This window comes from Roseisalinus antarcticus (assembly GCF_900172355.1).
Classification (GTDB): Bacteria; Pseudomonadota; Alphaproteobacteria; order Rhodobacterales; family Rhodobacteraceae; genus Oceanicola; species Oceanicola antarcticus_A.
In genome coordinates, this window is record NZ_FWFZ01000008.1 from 140,990 (window position 1) to 163,398 (window position 22,409).

24 protein-coding genes are annotated in these 22,409 nt (G+C 68.8%); 8 read left to right on the forward strand and 16 right to left on the reverse strand.

The window, feature by feature from the left end:
• Positions 1-105: 105 nt before the first annotated feature.
• From ROA7023_RS10075 to ROA7023_RS24415, 8 genes are all read right to left on the reverse strand, one after another.
• On the reverse strand, positions 106-1,233 hold the full coding sequence (locus tag ROA7023_RS10075) for a peptidoglycan DD-metalloendopeptidase family protein (protein WP_234992132.1): 1,128 nt from the start codon (positions 1,231-1,233) through the stop codon (positions 106-108).
• Positions 1,234-1,351: 118 nt separating this feature from the next.
• Positions 1,352-1,990, reverse strand: coding sequence for a protein-L-isoaspartate(D-aspartate) O-methyltransferase (locus tag ROA7023_RS10080; protein WP_085878884.1), 639 nt, complete (start codon positions 1,988-1,990; stop codon positions 1,352-1,354).
• Positions 1,990-2,775, reverse strand: coding sequence for a 5'/3'-nucleotidase SurE (surE, locus tag ROA7023_RS10085; protein ID WP_085878885.1), 786 nt, complete (start codon positions 2,773-2,775; stop codon positions 1,990-1,992). The genes ROA7023_RS10080 and surE overlap by 1 nt, the downstream gene beginning before the upstream one ends.
• Positions 2,776-2,912: 137 nt before the next feature.
• Entirely contained in the window at positions 2,913-3,554 is a 642-nt protein-coding gene (locus ROA7023_RS10090) for an SDR family NAD(P)-dependent oxidoreductase (RefSeq protein WP_085878886.1), read from the reverse strand.
• Positions 3,555-3,585: 31 nt separating this feature from the next.
• Complete coding sequence (locus tag ROA7023_RS10095) at positions 3,586-4,143, reverse strand: hypothetical protein (protein ID WP_085878887.1); 558 nt, start codon at positions 4,141-4,143, stop codon at positions 3,586-3,588.
• Positions 4,144-4,180: 37 nt separating this feature from the next.
• On the reverse strand, positions 4,181-4,438 hold the full coding sequence (locus tag ROA7023_RS10100; RefSeq protein WP_085878888.1) for a hypothetical protein: 258 nt from the start codon (positions 4,436-4,438) through the stop codon (positions 4,181-4,183).
• 184 nt (positions 4,439-4,622) lie between these two features.
• The gene (gene purF, locus ROA7023_RS10105; RefSeq protein ID WP_085878889.1) at positions 4,623-6,080 is read right to left on the reverse strand and encodes an amidophosphoribosyltransferase; all 1,458 of its coding nucleotides are present in this window, start codon (positions 6,078-6,080) and stop codon (positions 4,623-4,625) included.
• A 214-nt stretch (positions 6,081-6,294) separates the two neighbouring features.
• Complete coding sequence (locus ROA7023_RS24415) at positions 6,295-6,462, reverse strand: hypothetical protein (RefSeq protein ID WP_159458477.1); 168 nt, start codon at positions 6,460-6,462, stop codon at positions 6,295-6,297.
• 163 nt (positions 6,463-6,625) lie between these two features.
• Here ROA7023_RS24415 and ROA7023_RS10110 point away from each other — a divergent pair, with 163 nt between their 5' ends.
• The 4 genes from ROA7023_RS10110 (at position 6,626) to ROA7023_RS10125 (ending at position 10,551) form a co-directional block, all read left to right on the forward strand.
• Entirely contained in the window at positions 6,626-7,849 is a 1,224-nt protein-coding gene (locus ROA7023_RS10110) for an alpha/beta hydrolase (RefSeq protein ID WP_085878890.1), read from the forward strand.
• 155 nt (positions 7,850-8,004) lie between these two features.
• A complete protein-coding gene (locus ROA7023_RS10115; protein WP_085878891.1) occupies positions 8,005-9,438 on the forward strand; it encodes a cytochrome ubiquinol oxidase subunit I in 1,434 nt (477 codons plus the stop codon).
• A gap of 4 nt (positions 9,439-9,442) precedes the next feature.
• Positions 9,443-10,456 carry a cytochrome d ubiquinol oxidase subunit II gene (gene cydB, locus ROA7023_RS10120; protein ID WP_085878892.1) on the forward strand — a complete coding sequence of 338 codons (1,014 nt, stop codon included), beginning with the start codon at positions 9,443-9,445 and terminating at the stop codon, positions 10,454-10,456.
• Entirely contained in the window at positions 10,456-10,551 is a 96-nt protein-coding gene (locus ROA7023_RS10125) for a DUF2474 family protein (RefSeq protein ID WP_085878893.1), read from the forward strand. The genes cydB and ROA7023_RS10125 overlap by 1 nt, the downstream gene beginning before the upstream one ends.
• Before the next feature lie 81 nt (positions 10,552-10,632).
• Here ROA7023_RS10125 and ROA7023_RS10130 read toward each other — a convergent pair whose 3' ends face one another.
• Together ROA7023_RS10130 and radA are read right to left on the reverse strand one after the other, a co-directional pair.
• A complete protein-coding gene (locus tag ROA7023_RS10130) occupies positions 10,633-11,223 on the reverse strand; it encodes a CvpA family protein (protein WP_085878894.1) in 591 nt (196 codons plus the stop codon).
• A 19-nt stretch (positions 11,224-11,242) separates the two neighbouring features.
• Positions 11,243-12,616 carry a DNA repair protein RadA gene (gene radA, locus ROA7023_RS10135; RefSeq protein WP_085878969.1) on the reverse strand — a complete coding sequence of 458 codons (1,374 nt, stop codon included), beginning with the start codon at positions 12,614-12,616 and terminating at the stop codon, positions 11,243-11,245.
• A 162-nt stretch (positions 12,617-12,778) separates the two neighbouring features.
• Between radA and ROA7023_RS10140 the strand changes: the two genes are divergently transcribed.
• Positions 12,779-13,876, forward strand: a complete 1,098-nt coding sequence (locus ROA7023_RS10140) for a THUMP domain-containing class I SAM-dependent RNA methyltransferase (RefSeq protein WP_085878895.1) — start codon at positions 12,779-12,781, stop codon at positions 13,874-13,876.
• Positions 13,873-14,763 carry a DMT family transporter gene (locus ROA7023_RS10145; RefSeq protein ID WP_085878897.1) on the forward strand — a complete coding sequence of 297 codons (891 nt, stop codon included), beginning with the start codon at positions 13,873-13,875 and terminating at the stop codon, positions 14,761-14,763. Before ROA7023_RS10140 ends, ROA7023_RS10145 begins: the two co-directional genes overlap by 4 nt.
• A 45-nt stretch (positions 14,764-14,808) precedes the next feature.
• Here ROA7023_RS10145 and ROA7023_RS10150 read toward each other — a convergent pair whose 3' ends face one another.
• The 6 genes from ROA7023_RS10150 to ROA7023_RS10175 form a co-directional block, all read right to left on the reverse strand.
• Positions 14,809-15,999 carry a DegT/DnrJ/EryC1/StrS family aminotransferase gene (locus ROA7023_RS10150; protein ID WP_085878899.1) on the reverse strand — a complete coding sequence of 397 codons (1,191 nt, stop codon included), beginning with the start codon at positions 15,997-15,999 and terminating at the stop codon, positions 14,809-14,811.
• A 119-nt stretch (positions 16,000-16,118) separates the two neighbouring features.
• Positions 16,119-16,841: a DUF1194 domain-containing protein gene (locus ROA7023_RS10155; protein ID WP_085878900.1), complete on the reverse strand. Its 723-nt coding sequence runs from the start codon at positions 16,839-16,841 to the stop codon at positions 16,119-16,121.
• A complete protein-coding gene (locus ROA7023_RS10160) occupies positions 16,838-17,527 on the reverse strand; it encodes a DUF1194 domain-containing protein (protein ID WP_234992135.1) in 690 nt (229 codons plus the stop codon). The genes ROA7023_RS10155 and ROA7023_RS10160 overlap by 4 nt, the downstream gene beginning before the upstream one ends.
• A 25-nt stretch (positions 17,528-17,552) precedes the next feature.
• Entirely contained in the window at positions 17,553-17,981 is a 429-nt protein-coding gene (locus ROA7023_RS10165) for a VOC family protein (protein ID WP_085878904.1), read from the reverse strand.
• A 203-nt stretch (positions 17,982-18,184) separates the two neighbouring features.
• Complete coding sequence (locus ROA7023_RS10170) at positions 18,185-19,504, reverse strand: tetratricopeptide repeat protein (RefSeq protein WP_159458478.1); 1,320 nt, start codon at positions 19,502-19,504, stop codon at positions 18,185-18,187.
• A gap of 83 nt (positions 19,505-19,587) precedes the next feature.
• Positions 19,588-20,673: a hypothetical protein gene (locus ROA7023_RS10175; protein WP_085878908.1), complete on the reverse strand. Its 1,086-nt coding sequence runs from the start codon at positions 20,671-20,673 to the stop codon at positions 19,588-19,590.
• 197 nt (positions 20,674-20,870) lie between these two features.
• On the opposite strand from ROA7023_RS10175, the gene thyX reads away from it, so the two are divergent.
• Together thyX and ROA7023_RS23790 are read left to right on the forward strand one after the other, a co-directional pair.
• Complete coding sequence (gene thyX / locus ROA7023_RS10180) at positions 20,871-21,776, forward strand: FAD-dependent thymidylate synthase (protein WP_085878910.1); 906 nt, start codon at positions 20,871-20,873, stop codon at positions 21,774-21,776.
• The gene (locus ROA7023_RS23790; protein ID WP_143535512.1) at positions 21,746-22,363 is read left to right on the forward strand and encodes a hypothetical protein; all 618 of its coding nucleotides are present in this window, start codon (positions 21,746-21,748) and stop codon (positions 22,361-22,363) included. Before thyX ends, ROA7023_RS23790 begins: the two co-directional genes overlap by 31 nt.
• The last annotated feature ends 46 nt before the right edge of the window (positions 22,364-22,409 follow it).

Sequence of the window (22,409 nt, forward strand, 5' to 3'; positions counted from 1 at the left end):
GACCTGTTTCGCGGGGACGCCGGACGACGCTCGCGCGTGCCGCGCATCGCCCCGCCCGCCGTCCCGCAGGGCGCAGGTCCGACGGGCGGCTCGGGGCCGGGCGTGTCAGGGCAGAAGGCCGGTGGGGTCGACGCTTTGCAGCCCTTCGCGGGTCTCGAAGTGCAGGTAGCTCGGGTCGCCGGCGGGCACCCGTGCCAAGGTCTGGCCCTGGGTGACCTGCTGGTCCTTTGCCACCGCGATGTCGGTGATGTTCACGTAGACCGTCAACAGGTTGTCCGGGTGGCGCACCACGATGATCGAGGCGCCGTCGGTGTCCTGGGTGATCGCCGCGACCGTGCCGGCTGCCGCCGCCTTGACCGCCGTGCCGGCGGGGGCGGAGATGTCGATGCCCTCATTCCGGCCCCGGCTGTAGGCCCGGATGATCGAGCCCTGCACCGGATAGGCCAGGCGGGCGTTCGAGGCCTCGGCCGTGCGGTCAGACCCGAGGTCGGGCGTGTCGGGGGCCTCGGGCTCCACGGCGGCGGGGGTCGGGGTTTCGTCGGGCAGCGGGGCGGACGCCGAGGGCGGCAGCGGCGTTGGGCTGCCCGCGCCGGGGATCGGCGGGCCGCTGCTTGCGGGCGCGGCGGCGGCGCCGCCGGCCTGGGGCACCATCAATTGCTGCCCTTCGCGAATCGAGAGGTCGGGGCCGAGGCCGTTCCATTCGGCGATGGCGCGGACCGGCACGCCGTAGAGGCGCGAAATCGAATAGACGGTCTCTCCGCGCCGGACCGTGTGGCGCAGGGGCTCGGGGCCCGGCGCCGGCGCCGTCGTTGGCGGCGGGCTGGTCGTGCCCTGTGGACCGGCGCGGTCGATGGCGGCGGAGGCGAGTTCCGTCACGTCGATGCCGCCGGTGCCCGGCTGTGCCGCGGTGCCCGGCCCCGCGCCGTCCGCGATGCGCGAGGGCAGGGCGATGAGCTCGTTGGGGCGCAGCGGGGTTCCGGGCTCTATCCCGTTGAAGCGGGCCAGCTCGGCCGGATTGAGCCCAAGGCGGGCGGCGATGGAGTCCACCGTCTCGCCGCGCCGGGCCAGCACAACCTGGTTGTTGGGATAGGAGATGACACCCCGCGCGTCGGGCTGGGGCCGTGCGGGCACGTCGGCGGCCGCGGCGCTGGTGTCGAAGGCATTGCCCATCCCGCGCATGTCCAGATCGACCCGCCCGTCCTTGCAGGCCGCGAGCGCCAGGACGCTGGTCATCAACCCAATCTGCGCGGCCCGGGTGGCAGTGGGCCAAACTCTGTCGGTCTTCGGCATCTGTCTCGTCCCCAACTCGTCTGCGCCCCGTTCGTCGGGGCGTCCTGTTCCGTGGCGTCGTTCAGTCCTGTCCCAGCCCCTCGACGAGGGGCACGAAGCGCACCGCCCGAAGCTCCTGATAATCGAACCCGGCCTCTGTGCGGGTCACCCGGATCAGGGCCTGGACAGTGTCGGACTGTCCGACCGGCAGAACCATGATACCGCCAACGCGCAGCTGGGCCAATAGGGGGCCGGGCGGGTCCTCGGCGGCGGCCGTCACGAGGATGCGGTCGAAGGGCGCCTGCTCCACCAGCCCGCGGCTGCCGTCGGCGGTCATCGCGGTGATGTTGACCAGCCCCTGGGCGTCGAAGATCGCCTGCGCGGCCTGAACCAGCCGCTTGTGGCGGTCGACGGTGTAGACCCGCCGGGCGAGATGGCTGAGGATCGCGGCCTGGTAGCCGGAGCCGGTGCCGATCTCGAGCACCTTGTCGCGCGGGGCCACGTCCAGCGCCTGGGTCATCAGCCCGACCACGGACGGCTGCGAGATGGTCTGGCCGCAGGCGATCGGCAGCGGCATGTCCTCGTAGGCGCGGTCGGTGAAGAAGCCGGTGACGAAGGCCTTGCGATCGACCCCCTCCATCGCGGTCAGGACACGGGCATCGGTGACCCCGCGAGAGCGCAGCGCGAAAAGGAACTGCATCTTGCGTTCCGCGTCCTCCATCACCGCAGCGCGTCCTCCAGCGCCGCGAGCCGGTCATGAGCGGTCAGGTCGGCCCGCATCGGGGTGATCGAGACATAGCCCTCGAGGTTCAGCGCCGCGTCGGTGCCGGGCGGGGCCGGGCTGCGCTGATCGCCGCCGCGCATCCACAGGAACTTGCGGCCGGAGGGCGAGATCTGTGCCTCGACCGTGTGATGGACACCGGCGCGGATGCCCTGGGGGGCGGCGGCGAGGCCCTTGACCTCGGCCGCGGGGATCGGCGGGAAATTGACGTTGTAGAAGATCGTGTGATCGCCCGAGGCCCAGGCGTCATGGGCAAGCAGCCGGCGGACGGTCTCGGCGCCGTGGGTGCGGGCGGCCTCGAACGGGTCGTCGAGCCTGGCGTTGCCGGGACCGTAGAACTGGCTGAGCGCGATCGACGGGACGGACTGGAGCGCACCCTCGAGCGCCGCACCGAGGGTGCCGGAATAAAGCGCGTTCTCGGCGGAATTGTTGCCCCGGTTCACGCCCGAGAGGATCAGGTCGGGGCGCGTATCGCCCAGCACGTCGTGCAGGCCCGCCAGCACGCAATCGGCGGGAGATCCTTCGGCGGCGAAACGGCGGGGGCCCAGCTCGGCGATCATTGTGGGGTGGGTGTAGCTTATCATGTGGGCGACGCCCGATTGCTCGAACGCCGGCGCGACGGTCCAGACCTCGCCCCCGTCGCCGGCGATCTCGCGGGCGATGGCGTCCAGGACCTCGAGCCCCGGCGCGTTGATGCCGTCGTCGTTGGTGATGAGTATGCGCATGACCTGTCCCTGGCGATGTGCTGCCTTCCTATGCGAGGGGGGCGCGGGCGGCAAGCGGCCCCGGGCTGGCGGTCGGCCCGCCCACCCACCCCCGCCCGCCAGCCCGGCGCCGTGGCGAGGGCAGGGCTGATGGGCGATCAGGTCAGGATTTCGGGCAGCAGGCGGCCGGCTTCGGCGGCGGGTGTGGCGAGCGTGTCGCGGTCCTCTCCGGGGTGGAACCGGGCGCGGGTCGCCGTCGCCATGGGCTGTGGGGTCAGCACCCGGACCAGCGGGCCGGTGCGCTGGCTTTCCGCTTGCCAGCTGCGGGCGAGGGCGATCTGGGCCGCCTTGGTGGTGCCATAGGCCCCGTAGAACGCCTCGCCCCCCCGAGGATCATCGAGAAAGACCGCGCGGCCCGTCTGACCCAGAAGCGGCGCGACATAGCCGATCAGCCGGGCCGTCGCAGTCACGTTGACGGCCAGGGATTTCTCGAAATCCTTGGTGCCGATGTGACCCGCCGGCGCCAGGGGCGCGGCATGGACCGCCGTGTGCACCCAGAGATCGAGGGCCTGCCAGCGATCGTGGATCGACCGGCAGAGCTGCTGCATCGCCGCGTCCACGGTCACGTCCATCGGGGCCAGCGTCGCCTCGCCGCCGGCCTCTCGGACGGCATCGTCAAGCTCTTCGAGCGCACCGACGGTGCGGGCGCAGGCGACGATGTGGTGGGTCGGCGCGAGGGCGCGGGCGAGGGCCGCGCCGAGCCCGCGCGACGCACCGGTGATAAGGGCGGTCTGTGACATGGCGTCCCTTTGGCGCGGGCGGCGCCCGGGGTCAAGCCTCGCTGGCGTTGTGTCGCTGCGCGATCTCGGCCAGCCCCGCGGCGATGTCGCCGCGGGCGCCGATCCAGGCGGCGAAGCGGGGGAAATCCTCGGCCATGGACTCGAGTGACATGGCCGTGACGTGGGACTTGCCCGCCAGGAAGGTTTCGATATTTGCGGTCACGGTCGCCACATAGTCCCGGGCGAGGTCGATCCGCTCCAGCTCTTTCGTCTTCCACGCCGCCCCCAGCAGGATGCCGTTGCGATAGGCGGCCAGAATCCCGGGGTTCCGGCGCCGGGCAAAGCTGCGGGCGACGGCCTCGGGGTCGCGGGTCAGGTGGACATAGGCGGCCCGGTCGCCCCAGCGCTGCTCCAGCCGCCCCAGAAACCACGCCAGGCGGTTGTCGACCTCGATATGGCCCGGCGCATAGTCGAGCCGCGCCGGGCCTGTCAGGTGGCTGCGGCTTTCGTGGGCGGCGGTGTGCGAGGTCAGATGCCCGCAGGCCCGCGCCAGCGTGGTGGAGCCGCAGCGCCCGGTATTGAGCACGAAGATGTTGCGAGGAAAGCTCATCGTCGCGAGCCTAGCCCGCCGAAATGGCGCTGAAAAGTCAGCCCGCGGGCATTGTCAGGACAAGTTGTCCGGCCCGTTGCGCGATCACAACCCGGGTGTCGTCGATCGCCACGACCTGGCCCTCGGGCGTGGACTCGCCGGGGGCGACCGTCGCGATCTCGCCGTCGCGGTAGCGCAACAGCGCACTCGGCCCCTCTGGCCCGTCGATGAGGCCGATCAGGGCGGTTGCGCTCAGGTCGAGGGCCTGCGGCTCTGTCGCGGCGCGGGCGGTGTCGGCGTTGCTGTCGTCGTCCATGGTCTTCTCTTGGCGTTGGAACGCGGGCGGGGGGCCAGAGACGACCCCCCGCGCCGGGGAGAAGGCGGCATATGGGCGGCATGGGACGGGGACGAAAGTCAGAATGCTGCACTGCAGCAAAACCCTGCCGAGTGGGGCGGGGAAACCGGCCGACGGCCGACTGGCAAAAGGCTGAGCGCCGGCGCTATTCGGCGGCGGACTTCATCCGGAAGCCCTGCTCGATCATGTCGGCGGGCTCCACGGGGTATTCCCCCGAGAAACAGGCATCGCAATATTGCGGCTCGGCCGGGTTGCGGCCGTTCGCCTCGCCCACGGCCCGGTAGAGACCGTCGAGCGTGATGAAGCGCAGGCTGTCGACCTGCAGATGGCTGCGCATTTCCTCTTCGCTCATGGTGGCGGCGAGGAGCTTTTCGCGCTGCGGCGTGTCGACACCGTAGAAACAGGGCCAGGCGGTCGGCGGCGAGGCGATGCGGAAATGAACCTCGCGCGCGCCGGCATCCAGGATCATCTCCTTGATCTTGCGGCTGGTCGTGCCGCGCACCACCGAGTCGTCGACCAGAACCACCCGCTTGCCCTTGATGAGCGCCCGGTTGACGTTGAGCTTGAGGCGCACGCCCATGTTGCGGATCTGCTCGGTCGGCTCGATGAAGGTGCGGCCCATGTACTGGTTGCGGATGATGCCCATGCCGTAGGGGATGCCGCTTTGCTGGCTGTACCCGATGGCGGCGGGCGTCCCGCTGTCGGGCACCGGACAGACCAGATCGGCCTCGACCGGCGCCTCGCGGGCCAGCTCCTTGCCGATCGCCTCGCGGGTCTCGTAGACCGAGCGGCCGCCGAGGATCGAATCGGGACGGGAGAAATACACGTGCTCGAAGATGCAGAAGCGCGAACGGCGGGGGCGGAAGGGACGCAGGCTCTCGACGCCCTTCTCGGAGATCACCACCATCTCGCCCGGGTCGATCTCGCGCACGAAGTCGGCGCCGATGATGTCGAGCGCACAGGTCTCGGAGGCCAGCGCCCAGCCGTCGCCAAGCTGGCCGAGCACGAGCGGGCGCACGCCCAGCGGATCACGCACGCCGATGAGCTTGGTGCGGGTCATGGCGACGACCGAGAACGCGCCTTCGACCCGGCGCAGGGCGTCTTCCATCCGGTCCGGGATGGATTTCTGCAGGGAGCGCGCCATCAGGTGGATGATGCATTCGCTGTCCGAGGACGACTGGAAGATCGAGCCGCGGTCGATCAGTTCGCGGCGCAGGGCGTTGGCGTTGGTGATGTTGCCGTTGTGGGCGATGGCGGCGCCACCCATGGCGAACTCGCCGAAGAAGGGCTGGACGTCGCGGATCGCGGTCTGGCCCTTGTTGCCGGCGGTGGAATAGCGGACGTGCCCGATCCCGATGGATCCGGGCAGCATCGCCATCGTCGCGGGATCGGTGAAATTGTCGCGCACATAGCCGAAGCGCCGCACCGACTGGAACCCGGTCTCGGGGTCGTGGGTGACGATCCCGCCGGCCTCTTGCCCGCGATGTTGCAGGGCGTGCAGGCCGAGGGCCACGAAGTTCGCCGCGTCGGTCACGCCGACAACGCCGAATACGCCGCATTCCTCCTTGAGTTTGTCGTCGTCAAAGGGATGGGCGGGTGGCATGTGTTGGGACAACGGCGGCAGGCTCCGAATCCACGTCAGGACAGCTTCGGCCCCTCCCTTAGGCGCTCTGCGGCCGAGTGTCACGAAACTATCAAGAAAGACTTGCCATCGCCGGGGCCGTTGGGTCCCGACTGCCGCAGAAACCGGCAGGACGGTTTTTCGGCAGCCGGGGTCTGTCCCCGTCCCGCCTCCTGCGGCGGTCGGGGAAGGTGGGTCAGCGGCGCGACAGCAGGGCGCGGGCGGTCCGGGCGCGGATGCGGCGGCCCTGGCTGATGTAGTGGGCGGTGTCGATGGAGCCGTCGGGGCGGCGGCGGATCTGCGGGTCGGCGGGAATGATCGCGGCGCGGGGGGCGGTGTGGGTCGGGTTGATCCTGCGGGTCATGGTCTGTCTTTCCTGTCGGAGTGGGTCTGATGGTTCCACCTTGCCCGGCGCGGCGGGCCCGCGCTTGAAGGCGGTCTTGAGCTTTGCTTGAGACGGCCTTGGTTTTCGCTGCCATCGGGGGAGTTTTCCTTGAGGCCGTGCCCCCAGCCGTCATACTGCCGCGATGATCTATCGTTTTGCCGATTGCGTTCTGGACACCGAGACCCATGCATTCCGGCGGGCGGGCGAGGCCGTGCACCTGGAGCCGCAGGTGTTCGAACTGATCCGGCTTCTGGCCATGGCCGATGGCGGCCTCGTGGCGCGGGACCGCATCGTCGAGGCGGTCTGGGGCGGCCGGGTCGTGTCGGAGGCGACGATCTCCAGCCGGATCAATGCCGCGCGCCGGGCGACGGGCGACAGCGGGCGTGCGCAGCGCATTATCCGCACCGTCACCCGGCTGGGCCTGCAACTCGCCGTGCCTGTGACCTGCGACGGGGCGGCGCCCTCGGCCGCGCCCCTGCCGCAGGCCACGCCCGCGCCGCCCGAGACCGGCCCGGTGCGACTGGTGGCCGCAGCCGACGGCACCAGCATCGCCTGGAGCGCGTCGGGCACCGGGCCGCCCCTGCTGCGGGCGGGGCATTGGCTGTCGCACCTGGAGATGGACGCCGAAAGCCCGGTCTGGGGGCCATTGCTGGCGCGGCTGGGGGCGGGCCGGCGGCTGATCCGCTACGACCAGCGCGGCACGGGCCTGTCGGACCGCGCCGCCCGGCGCTTTGCGACGGAGGATTTCGCCGGGGACATGGCGGCGGTCGCCGGCGCCGCGAGCCCGGATGAGCCGGTCGCCATCTTCGCCGCGTCGCAGAGCGTGGCCCATGCGGTGTCCTTTGCCGCGGCGCACCCGACCCGTGTCAGCCGGATGATCTTCTGGGGCGGCTTCGCGCGGGGGCCCGGTGAACGCGGCGCGGGCGCAGCGGCCATGGGCGCCGGGCTGGCCGAGATGATCCGCAATGGCTGGGGCCGGGCAAGCTCGCCCTTCATGAAGTCGGTCGCCAGCCTCTTCATGCCCGGTGCCACGCCGGCGCAGCTGGCGGATTTCGTCGCGATCCAGCTCGCCTCCGCCGACCCCGAGACCGCGGTGGCGCTGCGGCAATCGATGGAGCGCGTGAACGTGACCGAACGGCTGGCGCAGGTGCGCTGCCCGGTCCTCGTGGCTCACGCCACCGACGATGCGCTGCACCCTCTGGAGGAGGGGCGGATCCTGGCCGCGGGCATCCCGGACGCCGAGTTCCTGGCGCTTGCGGGCGACAGCCACGTTCCGCTGCCGCAAAGCGCGGCGTTCGGGCGGCTGATGGATGCGGTGGACGGGTTTCTCGGGCGCGACTGGGGGCGCGACTGGGGGCGCGACTGACGGGCCGGGCCGCGCGGGGCGGCCCCGGACGCCGCCCCGGACGCCGCCCCGGGGGTGGCAACGTTGTCGCAGGCGGCTGACATGGCTGGCCCGCCCCCTACCTTCTGCGCAACACCGGGACCCGGTCGGGACCGACGCAATGAAAGGGACGCAAAATGGACACCTTCCTGGGCTTCGACGCATTGATGCTGGCGCGGATCCAGTTTGCGTTCACCGTGGCCTTCCACTTCATCTTCCCCGCGTTCTCGATCGGCCTGGCCAGCTACTTGGCGGTGCTCAACGGGATGTTTCTCTGGACGAAGGACGAAGCCTACCTGCGCCTGTTCAAGTACTGGGTGAAGATCTTCGCGATCTCGTTCGCCATGGGGGTCGTGTCGGGCATCGTGATGTCCTACCAGTTCGGCACCAACTGGTCGGTATTCTCCGACCGGACCGGGCCGGTCCTGGGCCCGCTGATGGCCTACGAGGTGTTGACCGCGTTCTTCCTTGAGGCCGGGTTCCTGGGCATCATGCTCTTCGGTCGCGAACGTGTGGGTCCGACGCTGCATATGGTCGCGACGCTGATGGTCGCCGTGGGAACCGCGGTCTCGGCGACCTGGATCCTGGCGGTGAACTCCTGGATGCAGACGCCGCAGGGCTACGGCATCAACGAGGTGGGGCAGTTCGTGCCCGAGGATTGGTGGGCGATCATCTTCAACCCCTCCTTTCCTTACCGGTTGTCGCACACGCTGGCCGCGACCTACCTGACCACGGCCCTTGTCGTCGGCGGCGTGGGGGCCTGGCACCTGGCGCGCGGACGGCGCGAGAACAAGGGCGTGCGGACGATGTTCTCGATGGCGCTTTGGATGATCGCGGTCGCCGCGCCTCTGCAGATCGTCCTGGGCCACGAGCACGGGCTGAACACCTATGAATACCAGCCGACCAAGGTGCTTGCCATGGAGGGCCATTTCGAGAGCCACGAGGACGGCATCCCCCTCATCCTCTTCGGCATCCCCGACCAGGAGGCGGGCGTCATGCGCTACGAGGTCTCGATCCCCCATATCGGCGGGCCGATCCTCGAGAAGGGGTGGAACGCGTCGATGCCGGGCCTGGATACGGTGCCCGACGAGCTGGAGCCGCCGGTGGCCGTCGTGTTCTTTTCCTTCCGGGTGATGGTCGGCCTGGGGTTCGCCATGCTGGGGCTGGGGGTCTGGGGCCTCTGGGCGCGCTACCGAGGGTATCTCTATCATGCGCCGTGGCTGCACCGGGCGGCGATGGTGATGGGGCCGTCGGGCTTCGTCGCCGTCATCGCGGGCTGGATCACGACCGAAGTGGGCCGGCAGCCCTATGTGGTCTACGGCCAGATGATGACCGCGGAGGCGATCTCGCCCATCGGGGCGCAGGCGGTCGGGGCATCGCTGATGGCCTTCATCGTGATCTACTTCGCCGTCTTCGGCGCAGGGGTGGTCTATATCCTGCGGCTGATGGGCAAACCGCCCGAGCCGGGCGAACGCGGCCTGCGGTCCGAACCCGGGCCGATCCGAACCGCCGGCATCACGCCGGCCCCGCAACTGAGCGAGGCCGACGGCCCGCGGCAACCGGCGGAGTAAGCGCATGGTCCTCGATCTGACAACCGCATGGGCGCTGATCCTCGCGCTGGCCGTCTTCGTCTATGTCGTGCTCGACGGGTTCGACCTCGGCATCGGCATCCTCTACCCGTTCTTTCCCAAGAAGAAGGACCGGGACATCATGATGAACTCGGTCGCCCCGGTCTGGGACGGCAACGAGACCTGGCTGGTGCTGGGGGGCGGCGGCCTGTTCGCGGCCTTCCCGCTGGCTTACGCGATAATCCTGCCGGCGCTCTATCCGCCGATCATCGCGATGCTGCTGGCGCTGGTGTTCCGGGGCGTCGCGTTCGAGTTCCGCTGGCGCGCGGTGCGGCCCGGCACCAAGAGGCTTTGGGACGCGGCCTTCATCGGCGGCTCCGTCACCGCGGCACTGGCCCAGGGGATCGCCCTGGGGGCGCTGCTTCAGGGGATCGAGGTCGAGGGCCGCGCCTATGCGGGCGGCTGGTGGGACTGGCTGACGCCGTTCACCCTGCTGACGGGCGCTTCGGTGGTGGCGGGCTATGCGTTGTTGGGCGCGTGCTGGCTGAACATGAAGCTGGACGGTGAGATCCAGCAGCGTGTGCGCGAGCTGGCGCGGGTCTTTGGCGTGCTGACCGTCGTGGGCATCGTCGCGGTATCGCTGGCGACGCCGTTTCTGGACGCGGGCTATTTCGACCATTGGTTCGGCTGGCCGAACATCCTGTGGGTCGCGCCGGTGCCGGTGGCGGTCGGGGTGCTGATCGTGATGCTTGCCTGGACGCTGACCCATGACGGCCGCGACTGGCTGCCGTTCCTGCTGGCGCTGGGGATGTTCCTGCTGTGTTTCGTGGGGCTGGGCATCTCGATGTGGCCCTACGTGATCCCGACCTCGGTCACGCTCGCCCAGGCGGCGGCGCCCTATGAAAGCCAGCTGTTCATGATCGTGGGCGCGGCGGTGCTGGTGCCGGTGATCCTGGCCTATACCGGCTACGCCTATTGGGTCTTCCGCGGCAAGATGGACCCGGACGAGGGATATCACTGATGCTGCGCAAGGTTGTGTGGTTCGTCGCGATCTGGGTGCTGAGCGTCTCTGCGCTGGGGATCGTGGCCTACGGGATCCGGGCGATGATCCTGTGATCCGGGGTCGGGCAGGGGGGACGCTGTCCCCCCTCTTGGCGACGCCAATTCACCCCCCTGGGATACCCCAGGCGATGAAGATCATTCGGCCGGCGTTGCGGCCTCGACCGGGGTGGCGGGATCGGCGCAGGTGCCGACGAGCTGCTCGTATTGTGTGGTGACCCAGCCAAGCGCGGCCTCGGGATCCTGCTGTTCCAGCCGGGCGGCGAAATCGTCGAAGACGGCGGCGGCGCGGCTGTTGTTGACCATCGGGATGTCCTGGGCGGCCAGCACGGTCTGGTAGAGGAAGAAGGCCACGGCAACCAGCAGGATCCCGCGGGCGACGCCGAAGAGAAAGCCCAGCGCCTGGTCCAGCCCGCCAAGCGCGGTGCGCTGGATCAGCGAGGAAAAGAGCGGGGTGAACAGCGACACCACCAGCAGCGAGACCGCGAAGACGGCAGCGAAAGCGGCGATGATGCTGAGTTCGCAACTGTCGCCGATGAATTCGCCCACCACCGGGATCGAGCGGATCAGCGGCTGAAGCTGATCCGCGAACAGGAAGGCCAGCACGGTGGCGCCGATCCAGCCCGCGATCGCCATGAGCTCGCGCACCACGCCGCGCGAATAGGCCAGAAGGGCCGAAAGCACGATGACCGCAGCTACGACTGCGTCGACGATCGTGAAGCTTTCCATGGATGTCCCTCGTCTTGTGTTACTGGGCCCGACGCGGGCCGAAAACCTGCTCGACAAAGCCCGGAAGGTCGCCCATCTGGCGCACCGTCAGCCCGGCGTCGCCGCCCTGTTTCCGTGCCTTGGGCAGGATGGCCTGCGTAAAACCAAGTTTTTGCGCTTCCTTCAACCGATTTTCGGTCTGGGCGACCGGGCGGAGGGCGCCCGAGAGGGAAATCTCGCCGAAGAGCACCGATTGTTCCGGAAGGGCCGCATCCTCGCGGGCCGACAGCAGCGCCGCTGCGACGGCGAGATCGGCGCCGGGATCCGAGATCCGTAGCCCGCCGGCCACGTTGAGATAGACGTCGAGCCCCGCGAAGGCCACGCCGCAGCGGGATTCGAGCACCGCGAGGATCATCGCCAGCCGACCGCCGTCCCATCCCAGCACGCTGCGCCGGGGCTGGGACGTGGGCGAGGGGGCGACCAGGGCCTGGAACTCGCACAAGAGCGGCCGCGAGCCCTCGATCCCGGCGAAGACCGCCGAGCCGGGCGTGGCCTTGCCGCGTTCAGACAGGAACAGGGCCGAAGGGTTCCTGACCTCGACTAGGCCCCGGCCCGTCATCTCGAAAACGCCGATCTCGTCGGCGGGGCCGAAGCGGTTCTTGTGGGCGCGCAGCAGCCGGTACTGGTGGCCGCGCTCGCCCTCGAAATAGAGGACCGTATCGACCATGTGCTCGATCACGCGGGGGCCGGCGATCTGGCCTTCCTTGGTGACATGGCCGACCATGATGACGGCGATCCCGCGCCGCTTGGCGAAGGTGGTCAACTCATGGGCGGCGTTGCGGACCTGGCTGACCGAGCCGGGGGCGCTGTCGACCGTGTCCAGCCACATGGTCTGGATCGAATCGATGATGGCGAGGTCCGGTGTCTCGGTCTCGAGCGTGGTGAGGATGTCGCGCAGGTTGGTGGCGGCGGCCAGCTGGACCGGGCTTTCGGTGAGGCCCAGGCGCTCTGCCCGCATCTGGATCTGGTTGGCCGATTCCTCGCCCGAGACATAGAGCACCTTGAGCCCGCCGCGGGCGAACCGCGCGGCCGCCTGCAGCAGCAGCGTGGATTTGCCGATGCCGGGATCGCCGCCCACCAGCAGGGCCGAGGCCGAGACCAGCCCTCCGCCGAGCACCCGGTCCAGTTCGGCGACGCCGGAGGTGGTGCGGGGCGGGGCGGCTTCGCGCGTGGCCAGATCGGTCAGCACCAGCGGCGTGCCGCGGCGCTGGCCGATCGCCTTGGCGCCAGGGCCTTCGGTCAGCGGCTTGACCTCTTCGATCGTGTTCCAGGCGCCACAGGTCTCGCATCGGCCGGACCATTTGGGGGTGTCGGTGCCGCAGGCGGTGCAGGTGAAGGCGAGGGGTTTGGCCATGGCCGCGGTGATGGCCCGAAACGCGGCGGGGCGCAACGGGGCAGCGCGGGGCAGGGGGCGCTGCCCCCTCCTGGCCCGGGGGGCCAGTTCACCCCCGGGATATGGGAGGCAATGAAGGGGCAGGTCCTCGCCAATCCCTGCCGGCCGCGATAAGGGGGCGGCATGGAAATGGAGATATTTCTGGCCGCCCCGCCGGGGTTGGAGGCGCTGCTGGCCGCGGAAGCCGGGGAGAAGGGCTTTGCCCGGCCCGTGGCGGTGCCGGGCGGGGTCACGGTGCAGGGGGGCTGGCCCGAGGTCTGGCGCACGAACCGGGAGTTGCGAGGCGCCGGCCGGGTGCTGGCCCGCATCGGGGGATTCCGGGCGTTCCACCTGGCCCAGCTGGACAAGCGGGCGCGCAAGTTCGCCTGGGGCGACGTGCTGCGCCCGGATGTTCCGGTCCGGGTCGAGGCGAGCTGTCGCGGCTCCAGGATCTATCACGCCGGCGCCGCGGCTCAGCGGATCGAGCGGGCCATCGCCGAAGAGCTGGGCGCCCCGGTGGCGGCCGAGGCCGCCCTGCGCGTGCTGGCCCGGATCGACGACAACCTGGTGACATTGAGCGTCGACACCAGCGGCGACCTGCTGCACCGCCGCGGCCACAAGAGCTTTGTCGGCAAGGCGCCCATGCGCGAGACGCTGGCGGCCCTGTTCCTGCGGGCCTGCGGCTATGACGGGACCGAGCCGGTGCTGGACCCGATGTGCGGATCGGGCACCTTCGTGCTGGAGGCGGCGGAGATCGCCGCGACCGGCCTGGCGCCAGGCCGGTCGCGGCATTTTGCCTATGAGAGCCTGGCCAGTTTCGACGCGACGGCTTTGCCCGCCCTGGGCGGCGGCATGGCCCCGGAACACCTCTGTTTCGGGCACGACCGGGACAGTGGTGCCATTGCCGGGGCCACCGCCAATGCCGCCCGCGCCGGGGTCGGCGAATTTACCCGGTTCACGCAGGGGGCGATCTCGGACCTGCCCCGCCCCGAGGGCCCCCCGGGCCTGGTGATCGTCAACCCGCCCTACGGCACCCGGATCGGCCAGAAGAAGCTGCTCTACGGGCTTTACGGCGCCCTCGGCGAGGTCCTGCGCAGCCGCTTTTCAGGCTGGCGCGTGGGGATCGTCACGACCGAGGGCGGGCTGGCCAAGGCAACGGGGCTGAGCTTTTCCGACATCGGCCCGCCGGTGCCCCATGGCTCGCTGAAGATCCGGCTTTACAGGACGGAGGCGCTGTCATGACCGCGCGGGACCGGCCCGGCGCCGCGATTGCCGTCATGTGCACCGGCGCCCTCCTGCTGGTGCTGAGCGACACGGCCTCGAAATGGCTGGTGGTGCGCTATCACCCGATGCAGATCCTGTTCGTGCGCAGCCTTGTCGCGATGATCGTGCTGGGCGGGATCATCCTGATCCGGTCCGGACCGGTCGGCCTGCGTTCGGCCCGGCCGGGCGTGCATGTGCTGCGCGGGCTCTGCGCCATCGGCGCGACGTGGGCCTTCATCCTCAGCCTGCGCTTTCTGGCGCTCGACGCCGCGACCGCGCTGATCTTCGCGGCGCCTCTGTTCATCGCGGCCCTGTCCTGGCCGGTGCTGCGGGAGGTGGTGAGCCGCGATCGCTGGATCGCCGTGGCGGTCGGCTTTGTCGGCGTGATGGTCATTGTCCGTCCCGGCGCGGCCAGTTTCGAGCCGGCGTTGCTGCTGCCGATCGTCGCTGCCGCACTCTATGCGCTGATGATGCTGAGTGCCCGCCGCATCGACCCCCGCGACGGCTACCTGACCATGACGTTCTACATGGCGCTGGTGCCTGCGGTGATCTGCAGCGCGACGCTGTTGATGAGCTGGCCGAAGCGGGAGCCGCTGGATCTCTGGCTGCTGGCGGCGGTGGCGCTGTGCGGCACCCTGGGGATCAGCCTGCTGAGCCAGGCGTTCCGCATGGCGCCCGCCGCGATCGTGGCCCCGTTCGACTATACCGCCCTGCTGTGGGCGAGCGTGATGGGCTGGATCGTCTGGGGCACCGTGCCGTCGGTCTGGATCTATCCCGGCGCGGCGGTGATCGTGGGCAGCGGTCTGTACCTGATCATGACAGAGCGGCGGGCGGCGCGGGCCGCGGCCCGCGCGGAGCTGCACTGAGCTGGGCCGGATGGGCGCGGAGCGCCCGTCCGGTGGGCCCGGGCGTCAGGTGCCGTAGGCGCGGGCCTCTTCCATGACCTCGGCGGCGGCATCCAGCAGGGCTACGGCGACGAGATCGCATTCTGCCGGCGTCAGACGTGCGGGCAGGCGCACGTCGCAGGCCTTCATCAGCATGGACCGCGTCTGCGGCAGGTCCCACGACCGGCCGAGGAACTGCCAGTTCCAGAACGCGCGGGCGTTGTCCGTGGACAAGCCGAAGACCTGCACCTTGATCCCCCGGGCGGCGGCGGCTTCGGCGAAGGCCAGCGTGTCGGCGTCGGTCATGCCGACCACGTTGAACTGGATCGAATCCGGTGCGCGCTCTTCCGGGGCGAGGCTCTCGGGGACCTCGAGCCAGGGCGAGCCGTTCAGGATCGCGGCCACATGGTCGTGGTTGCGGCGCCCGTCGCGCACGCGGCGGCCGACTTCGCCCAGTTGCGGGCGCACGATGGCGGCGGCGAGGTTCGACAGGCGCAGATTGTAGAGCGGCAGGGTGTTCTGGACCTTGGCGAAGGCCGCGTGCAGGACCGGATGCTTCTTCCAGTTGTGCTCGTATGCGCCGGACATGATGACCGCAGCCGCGATGATGTCGGGGTCGTCCGTCACCATGATCCCGCCTTCGCCGGAATTCAGCAGCTTGTAGCTCTGGAACGAGAAGCAGCCGATCTTGCCGATGGTGCCGATGTTGCGCCCGTGCCAGGTGGTGCCCAGGGAATGGGCCGCGTCCTCGATCACCGGCAGCCCGGCGGCATTGGCCATCGCCATGATCGCATCCATGTCGGAGGTATGCCCGCGCATGTGGCTGATGATGATCGCCCCGGCGCCCGGCAGCTTGGCGGCGAAATCGTCGAGGTCGATGCGGTAATTGTCACGGCATTCCACCAGCACCGGCACACAATCGGCATGCACGACGGCCGAGGGGACCGCCGCGAAGGTGAAGGCCGGGATCAGCACTTTCGTGTCGCGTGGCAGCCGCAGCGCCTTCAGCGACAGGAACAGGGCGGCCGAGCAGGATGACACGGCAAGGGCGTATTTCGATCCGAGGAACTCCGCGAATTCCTGCTCCAGCAGGGCGACCGGCGCGTTTTCGGCGGCGGTGTAGCGAAACAGGTCGCCGGTTGCGAGCAGACGCTCGACCTCGGCGCGGGCGGCCTCGGGGATCGGTTCGGCGTCATAGACGTTCGGCGTAAGGGCCATCTTTTCGACTTTCCTGAAGCTTTCTTTAGGACATCCCTAACATCGAGGGCGGCCCAGATCCATAACAAACGACTTTCGCGGCTGATTGTGGCGACATTCGGGACGGCTCTGCGGCAGCTTCAGGGATTGTTGCCGGGACGCTTGCCAATGGCGAGGCTTTGCAGCTCTCGCAACAGCTTGCGGGTCATCGCCGCCTCGTAGTCGCCGAAGCCGAGCGCGGCCTCGACGAAGGCATTCGGGCCGCGGATCACGTAGGCATCGTAATAGGCCACGAGCTCTCCGATCTCGACCAGCCTGCGGGCGGCGGCTACTTCCGGCTCGGCCCCGACGACCAGGCCGTTGACGGTGACCCCCGGCATCTCGGCCATGTCCTGGGGGCGGGGGCCGGTGTTCGACTTGCCGTCGCCAGAAAGGTCAAGCGTCCGCTGCCAGCAATCGGCCTGCTGGTTGAGCAATTGCCCGCCCAGGGCCATGGCGGCGCCAATGGCGGTCGTGGGCTCCGCCCGCACCCGCTGAATGCCGCGCAGCCGGGCGACGACGGCGTCGAGCGTGCCGGGGCCGTCGATCTCCACCCAGTCCTGCAGCATCCGGTGGTCCTGCGGGCCGGACCATTCGTAGACCGCGATGCGCACCGCGCCCGGCCCCTCCAGCAACGCGCCGCGCACCGGCTCCGAGTTCAACGCCGCGGCGAGCCCGTCGAGCTGCAGGCGGTATTCCACCCCGTCCACCGACCCCGAGACATCGAGCCCCATGGCCAGCGCCTGCCGACAGGCCGCGGTCGCGGCGGCCGGCAGCGCCAGCGCCAGCGCCAGGGCCGCGCAGAAGGCCAGACCGCGCATCATCGCATCATCCCGAGAAGTTGCGACGACACTTCCCGCTCCAGCTTGCGGCGCATGGCGCGGTGGTAATCCTCGAACCCGTCGGCGACCTCGAGGAAGGCCAGCGGGCCGCGCAGCACCTCGGCCGCGTAATAGGCCCGGACAGAGACCTCGTCCGCGCTGCCGTCGTCGATCACCAACCCGTTGACGGTCACCTGGGCGAACGGAAACGCGGCATAGGCGCTTTCGGGGGCGAAGCCCTCGTTGTTGATGCCGTCGCCGGCCAGGTCGATGGTCTGGAACAGGCAGGGGGGCGCCTCGCGCAGCAGGCCGGCGCCGTAGCCCAAGGCATAGCCCATCGCGGTCGGGTATTGATCGGTGCTGCGCTCGGACCCGGCGATCTGGTTGGCCACCCGGGCCAGGTCGCCGGGGTGCCGCACCAGCACCCAATCGACCAGAAGCTTCTGGTTCCAGCGCCCGGACCATTCATAGACGGCGAGCGCCACCGGCAGGTTTCCACGCAGGAACGCCGCCTGAACCTCGGGCGCGACGAGTGCCGCGGCCAGACCCTCGCGCTGAAGCCTGTCCTCATCCGCGTCCACCGAGGAGGAGACGTCCATCGCGATGGCCAGCGCCAGCCGGCAGTCCAGCGCGACCGCCGGCCCGGCCGAGGCGGCGCAAAGCGCCAGGGCCAGCGCCGGGGCCTTCACCCCGACGCCCTTTTGCCGACCGGATCTACCAATGTCCGGTGTTTTCCATGCTGGCCCAGGGCTCTGCCGAGGGCAGGCTGTCGCCGGCCTGGAGCAACTCGACCGAGACATTGTCGGGCGACCGCACGAAGGCCATGTGACCGTCGCGGGGCGGGCGGTTGATGGTCACGCCGTTCGCCTGAAGATGGGCGCACATCTCGTAGATGTCGTCGACCCGGTAGGCGAGATGGCCGAAGTGGCGGCTGTCCGAGGGCAGGCTCTCGTCCCCGTCCCAGTTGTAGGTCAGCTCCAGCGGAGTCTCGTCCTGACCGGGGGGCGCCATGAAGACGTTGGTGAAGCGTCCGCCTTCGCTGTCATGGCGGTGGGTCTCCTTCAGGCCCAGCAGCTCGTAGAAGGCGATCGACGTTTCGAGGTCCTTTACCCGGACCATGGTGTGCAGATAGCGCAGGGGCATTGGTGCTCTCTTTCTCCATCGAAGTTCCGAGGGAGAGCCTAGCACGCTGTGGGGCAGGGGCCAGTGATCTTGCGATCAGGTCCTGAACCTGTCCGGGCCGCTTCGTCCGATTTGGTCCGGTCCGACCCAGCCCGGTCCGACCCAGCCCAGCCCGGCCCAGCCCAGCCCGCGGGCGGCCAGCGCCGCCGCGCGGGTCGGGGGGCCTAGAACGCCGAGCGCAGGGTGATGCCCGTGCCCGTGGTCTCGGTCTCGAAGCGGGTCACGTTGCTGTCGGTGATGACCCGTTCGGCGGTGAAGACCGGGCTGAAGCCGTAGAATTCCACCGCAGGCACCGGCACCGACAGCCGCAGCGTACGCCGTGTGTCGGTGCGGGTGTCGAAGAGATAGGCGGTTTCTTCGTAGTCGCGCTCTTCGACCTTGTAGAAGATGCTCGCCCCGATCCGTGAAAAGCTCCAGCCGATACCGGCCGCGCGGGATTGATAGGCGCGGTCGAGCCCGTCCGACGTGACCTTGCGCGCCTCCACCAGCAGGGTCAGGGCGCCCACCTCGCCGAAGGCATGGGTCCAGCGGGCCTCCAGCCCGGCCGACTCGCTGTCGGCGACCTCGACATTGTCCAGCCGCTCCAGCGTCAGGCCGAAGTCGAGCCGGTCGCTGGGCCCGAGGGTCACGCCCCTGTCCACCGACAGCCGGGTGAAATCCGACCAGGGATCGCCACCATACCAGAATCGCCCGTGCGCAATGGCGAAACGCCATGGATCGCGCCCGCCCTCGGGCAGCCAGATGTGGCCCAGCCCGAACGAGAGCTGCGTCTCGGCATAGTCCGAACCCTCGGCGTCGGGTTGCTGATCCAGCGCCTCCGACGACAGCCGGTAGGTGCGGGCGAAGCCCTCGACCTCGGCATAGGTCACACTGCGGGCGCCCTCGCGGATCCGATAGCGCAGCTTGCCGCCGGCGGTGATCTCGGTGCCCGAGAGGGGCTTGCTGTCGCCAGAGAGGGCGAAGACGAAGGGCAGGCCGGGCAGCACGATTGTGTCGTTGGTGGTGCCGTTGTTGATGTTGTCCGTGGGCGAGACGCTGAAATCGAGCCGGAAGCTCAGCGGGTTCTGGCGGCGGACGAACTGGTAATCCTCCGCGACGGAGCGCGAGGTGGCCTCGTTGGGCGCATGCTGGCGCGCCCGGCGCAGCCAGAATTGCGCCCGGGTATAGGCCCCCTGCTGGGACAGGGCGAGCGCCGCGAGCCGGGCGGAGGCGAACCGCGCCGGTTCCACCTCGGCAGCGGCCCAGGCCCGTTGCGCGGCCCGCTGGCCGGAGGTGAAATCGCCCATGGCGATCGCCGCCTCTGCCCGCAGGATCAGGGCCGGCACATCCTCGGGATCGCGCTGCAACAGGGCATCGGCCAGGACGCTCGCCCCGACCGCGTCGCCCGCGTCGAGGGTTTCGGCGGCCAGCGTCATCATGGCTTCGGGCGACAGCCGGGTCTGGCCCTGGGCCAGCGCCGCGCCCGACGCCACGGTCAGAGCCATCAGCGACGCCGCCGTCCACCCCGCCAAACGTCCCATGGCCATCAATGCGCCCTTTCCGGCCTGCCTGGTCCGGTCCGACCTTGTCATCTGTAGACGATAAAGCCGCCGGTTTCCTGTGCCGACACGTCAAAGCGCGGGTCGGTCGATTCCATGACGATCACGCCGACGATCTCTCCGCCATCGGCCGGATCGGTCAGATCGCCCGAGACCACCGCGTAGTAGGTTCCGGTCTCGTATTCCTGCGCCTCGCCGTCGATCACCGCCGTGCTGGCGACCTGGCCCACGATCTCGCCGTTGTCGTCGATGCCGCCGCCCGCGCCCTCGGTCACCACGAAGGTCACGTTGGGAAGCTGCAGCTGGCCGTCGCCGGTGCCGGTGGTGATCGAATTGCCGGCCGCGGTGAAGGCCTCGCGGTTGATGATCCGGCCCTTCACCCCGTCGTTGGAGTTGAAGTCGTCGAAATCGACGTCGATGATCATATCGCCGCGGGTGAATTCCAGCCCGCCACGATCCTGAAACACGCGGATCCCGCCGTAGCCGCCGCTGAAGGTCGCCTGGCCGGTGTCGGGCAGCACCACGCCGCCCTCGCGCTCATAGACGAACCCGCCGAAGCCGTAGTCGACGTAGCCGCCCGTGCGCACGATCGCGAAAGAGCTGCGCGGCACCCGGGTCCCGCTCGAATCCTCGGTGGTGTTGGTCGAGACGCCCAGGATCGCGCGGTAGGGGATGATCTGCCCGACCCGGTTGCCGGTCAGGGAATCGCTGACCGCCACCTCGGCGTCATAGACGGCATAGCCGCCCATCTGGCTGACGGCGGTCCCGCGCTGATAGATGTTCTCGCCGTCGAAGGCGAGGTTGTCGACCGAGAAGGTGTCGTCGAGCGCGTTGTAGGACACCGGAGAGGTGATCCGCCCGCCGCCGTTCGCATCCACGGTCTCGTAGCGCACGATGCCCTCGTCCACCTGCGGCTCCGGCGTGCCGGGCGGCAATGAGGCCGCGTCGACGCCGCCGGTCTCGTCGATCACCGGATCGGGCTCGGTCGTGTCCCCGTCGGTGGTGGTCGTCGTGGTGTCTTCGGTGGTGGTCTCGTCTTCCTGGAAAAACGGCTGCCCGTCATCACACGCGGACACCACAGCCAGCGCCGAGGCGGCTATCAAAATTCGGTACATGGGACCTGCTCTCGCTCAATGACCCGGATCTTCGCCCGGCGTTGCGCATGATCTTCCCCGGCGCGGGGCCCGCCTGTCAACGACATTGCGATGGGAACGGACCCCATGTTCCCGAATTGCAACGGCTTTTCCGCCCTTCCCCCGGACGCAACGCCAGATATAGTGGGCGCATCCCCCACCACCCCAAGGAGAGCGCCATGCCCCTGACCCCCGATCAGCAAGCCGAGATCGACGCCGCGCGGTCCACACCGCGCCAGACGCTCCGCGCCGTATCCGAGGGGATGGAGGCGAGACTTTACCATGCGCATCCCGTTCTGGATCACGGCTTCGTCCGGGTGATCGACTACATGGGCGACGACGCCGCCATCTGCCAGGCCGCCCGCGTCAGCTACGGCCGCGGCACCAAGGCGGTGTCGAACGACGAGGGGCTGATCCGCTATCTGATGCGGCACTGGCACTCGACCCCGTTCGAGATGTGCGAGGTTAAGCTGCACGTGAAACTGCCAGTCTTCGTCGCGCGGCAGTGGATCCGGCACCGCACCGCCAACGTGAACGAATACTCCGCCCGTTACTCGATCCTCGACCGAGAATTCTACATCCCCGAGCCCGACGCCCTGAACGCCCAGTCGGTGGTCAACAACCAGGGCCGGGGAGAGGCGCTGTCGGGCGAAGAGGCCGCCCGCGTCCTCGACTGGCTCAAGGCCGACGCGGGCCGGGCCTACGACCATTACGAGGCGATGATCTCTCAGGAGGGCCAGCAGGGCCTGGCGCGGGAATTGGCGCGGATGAACCTGCCTGCCAACATCTACACCCAATGGTATTGGAAGGTCGATCTGCACAACCTCTTCCATTTCCTGCGCCTGCGTGCGGACGCCCACGCCCAATACGAGATCCGCGTCTATGCCGAGGCCATCTGCGAGATGGTCCGCGACTGGGTCCCCGCCGCCTACGGCGCCTTCGAGGATTACCGCCTGGGCGGGGCGGTGCTGTCGGCCAAGGGCCTGGCCTGCGTCAAGCGCATGATCGCGGGCGAGGAGGTGACGCAGGAGACGTCGGGGATGAGCAAGGGGGAATGGCGGGAGTTTATGGGGGTGGTTGGATGATGCCGTCTTTTCGATGGGATGAGCCAATTCCGGACGAGATCGCCTGTGTCTATTTCATAGACACGACTTACGATGGAGGCGATCCGAGCAACGAAAAGGCCTTGCTATATGACAGAATTCTTTCTGAGATCGGGTTGCCGCTTGAAGAGGACACAATCGCGCCGGATGCCGATCTTCCGACATGGCTTGCAGAAATCAATCTCGCAACGGTTGGTATTCCAGCCGCGTTGGTGTCGCTATTCTTTTTGGGAGAGAGAATCGAAAAAAATCTTGACGCGTGGATCCGGCTCGGTCGACGACTCAAGGGGCTAATGAAGTGGAATCTTTTCTTGAGTCGATCCGCAGGCTTGGCCGTCGCAATTGACTCGATCGCTACGGAATACTTCGATGGTGAAATTGACGATGTTTTGCTTGTTTCCTATAAGCGGGCTGACCGCCGTTTTGAAAACTTTCGAGATGCGCGCGAGGAGGGGCCGCTTCCGCGTGAGTATCTGGGAATATCTATTCATGTATATGAGCTGCGCTGTGGGGGGCGAAACTTTCGGGTGACTATTGATGCAAATAATGTGCTTGTTGACGAATATTAGCAAGCCGTAGGGTGCGCATTCATGCGCACCATTCCACCCCACAACC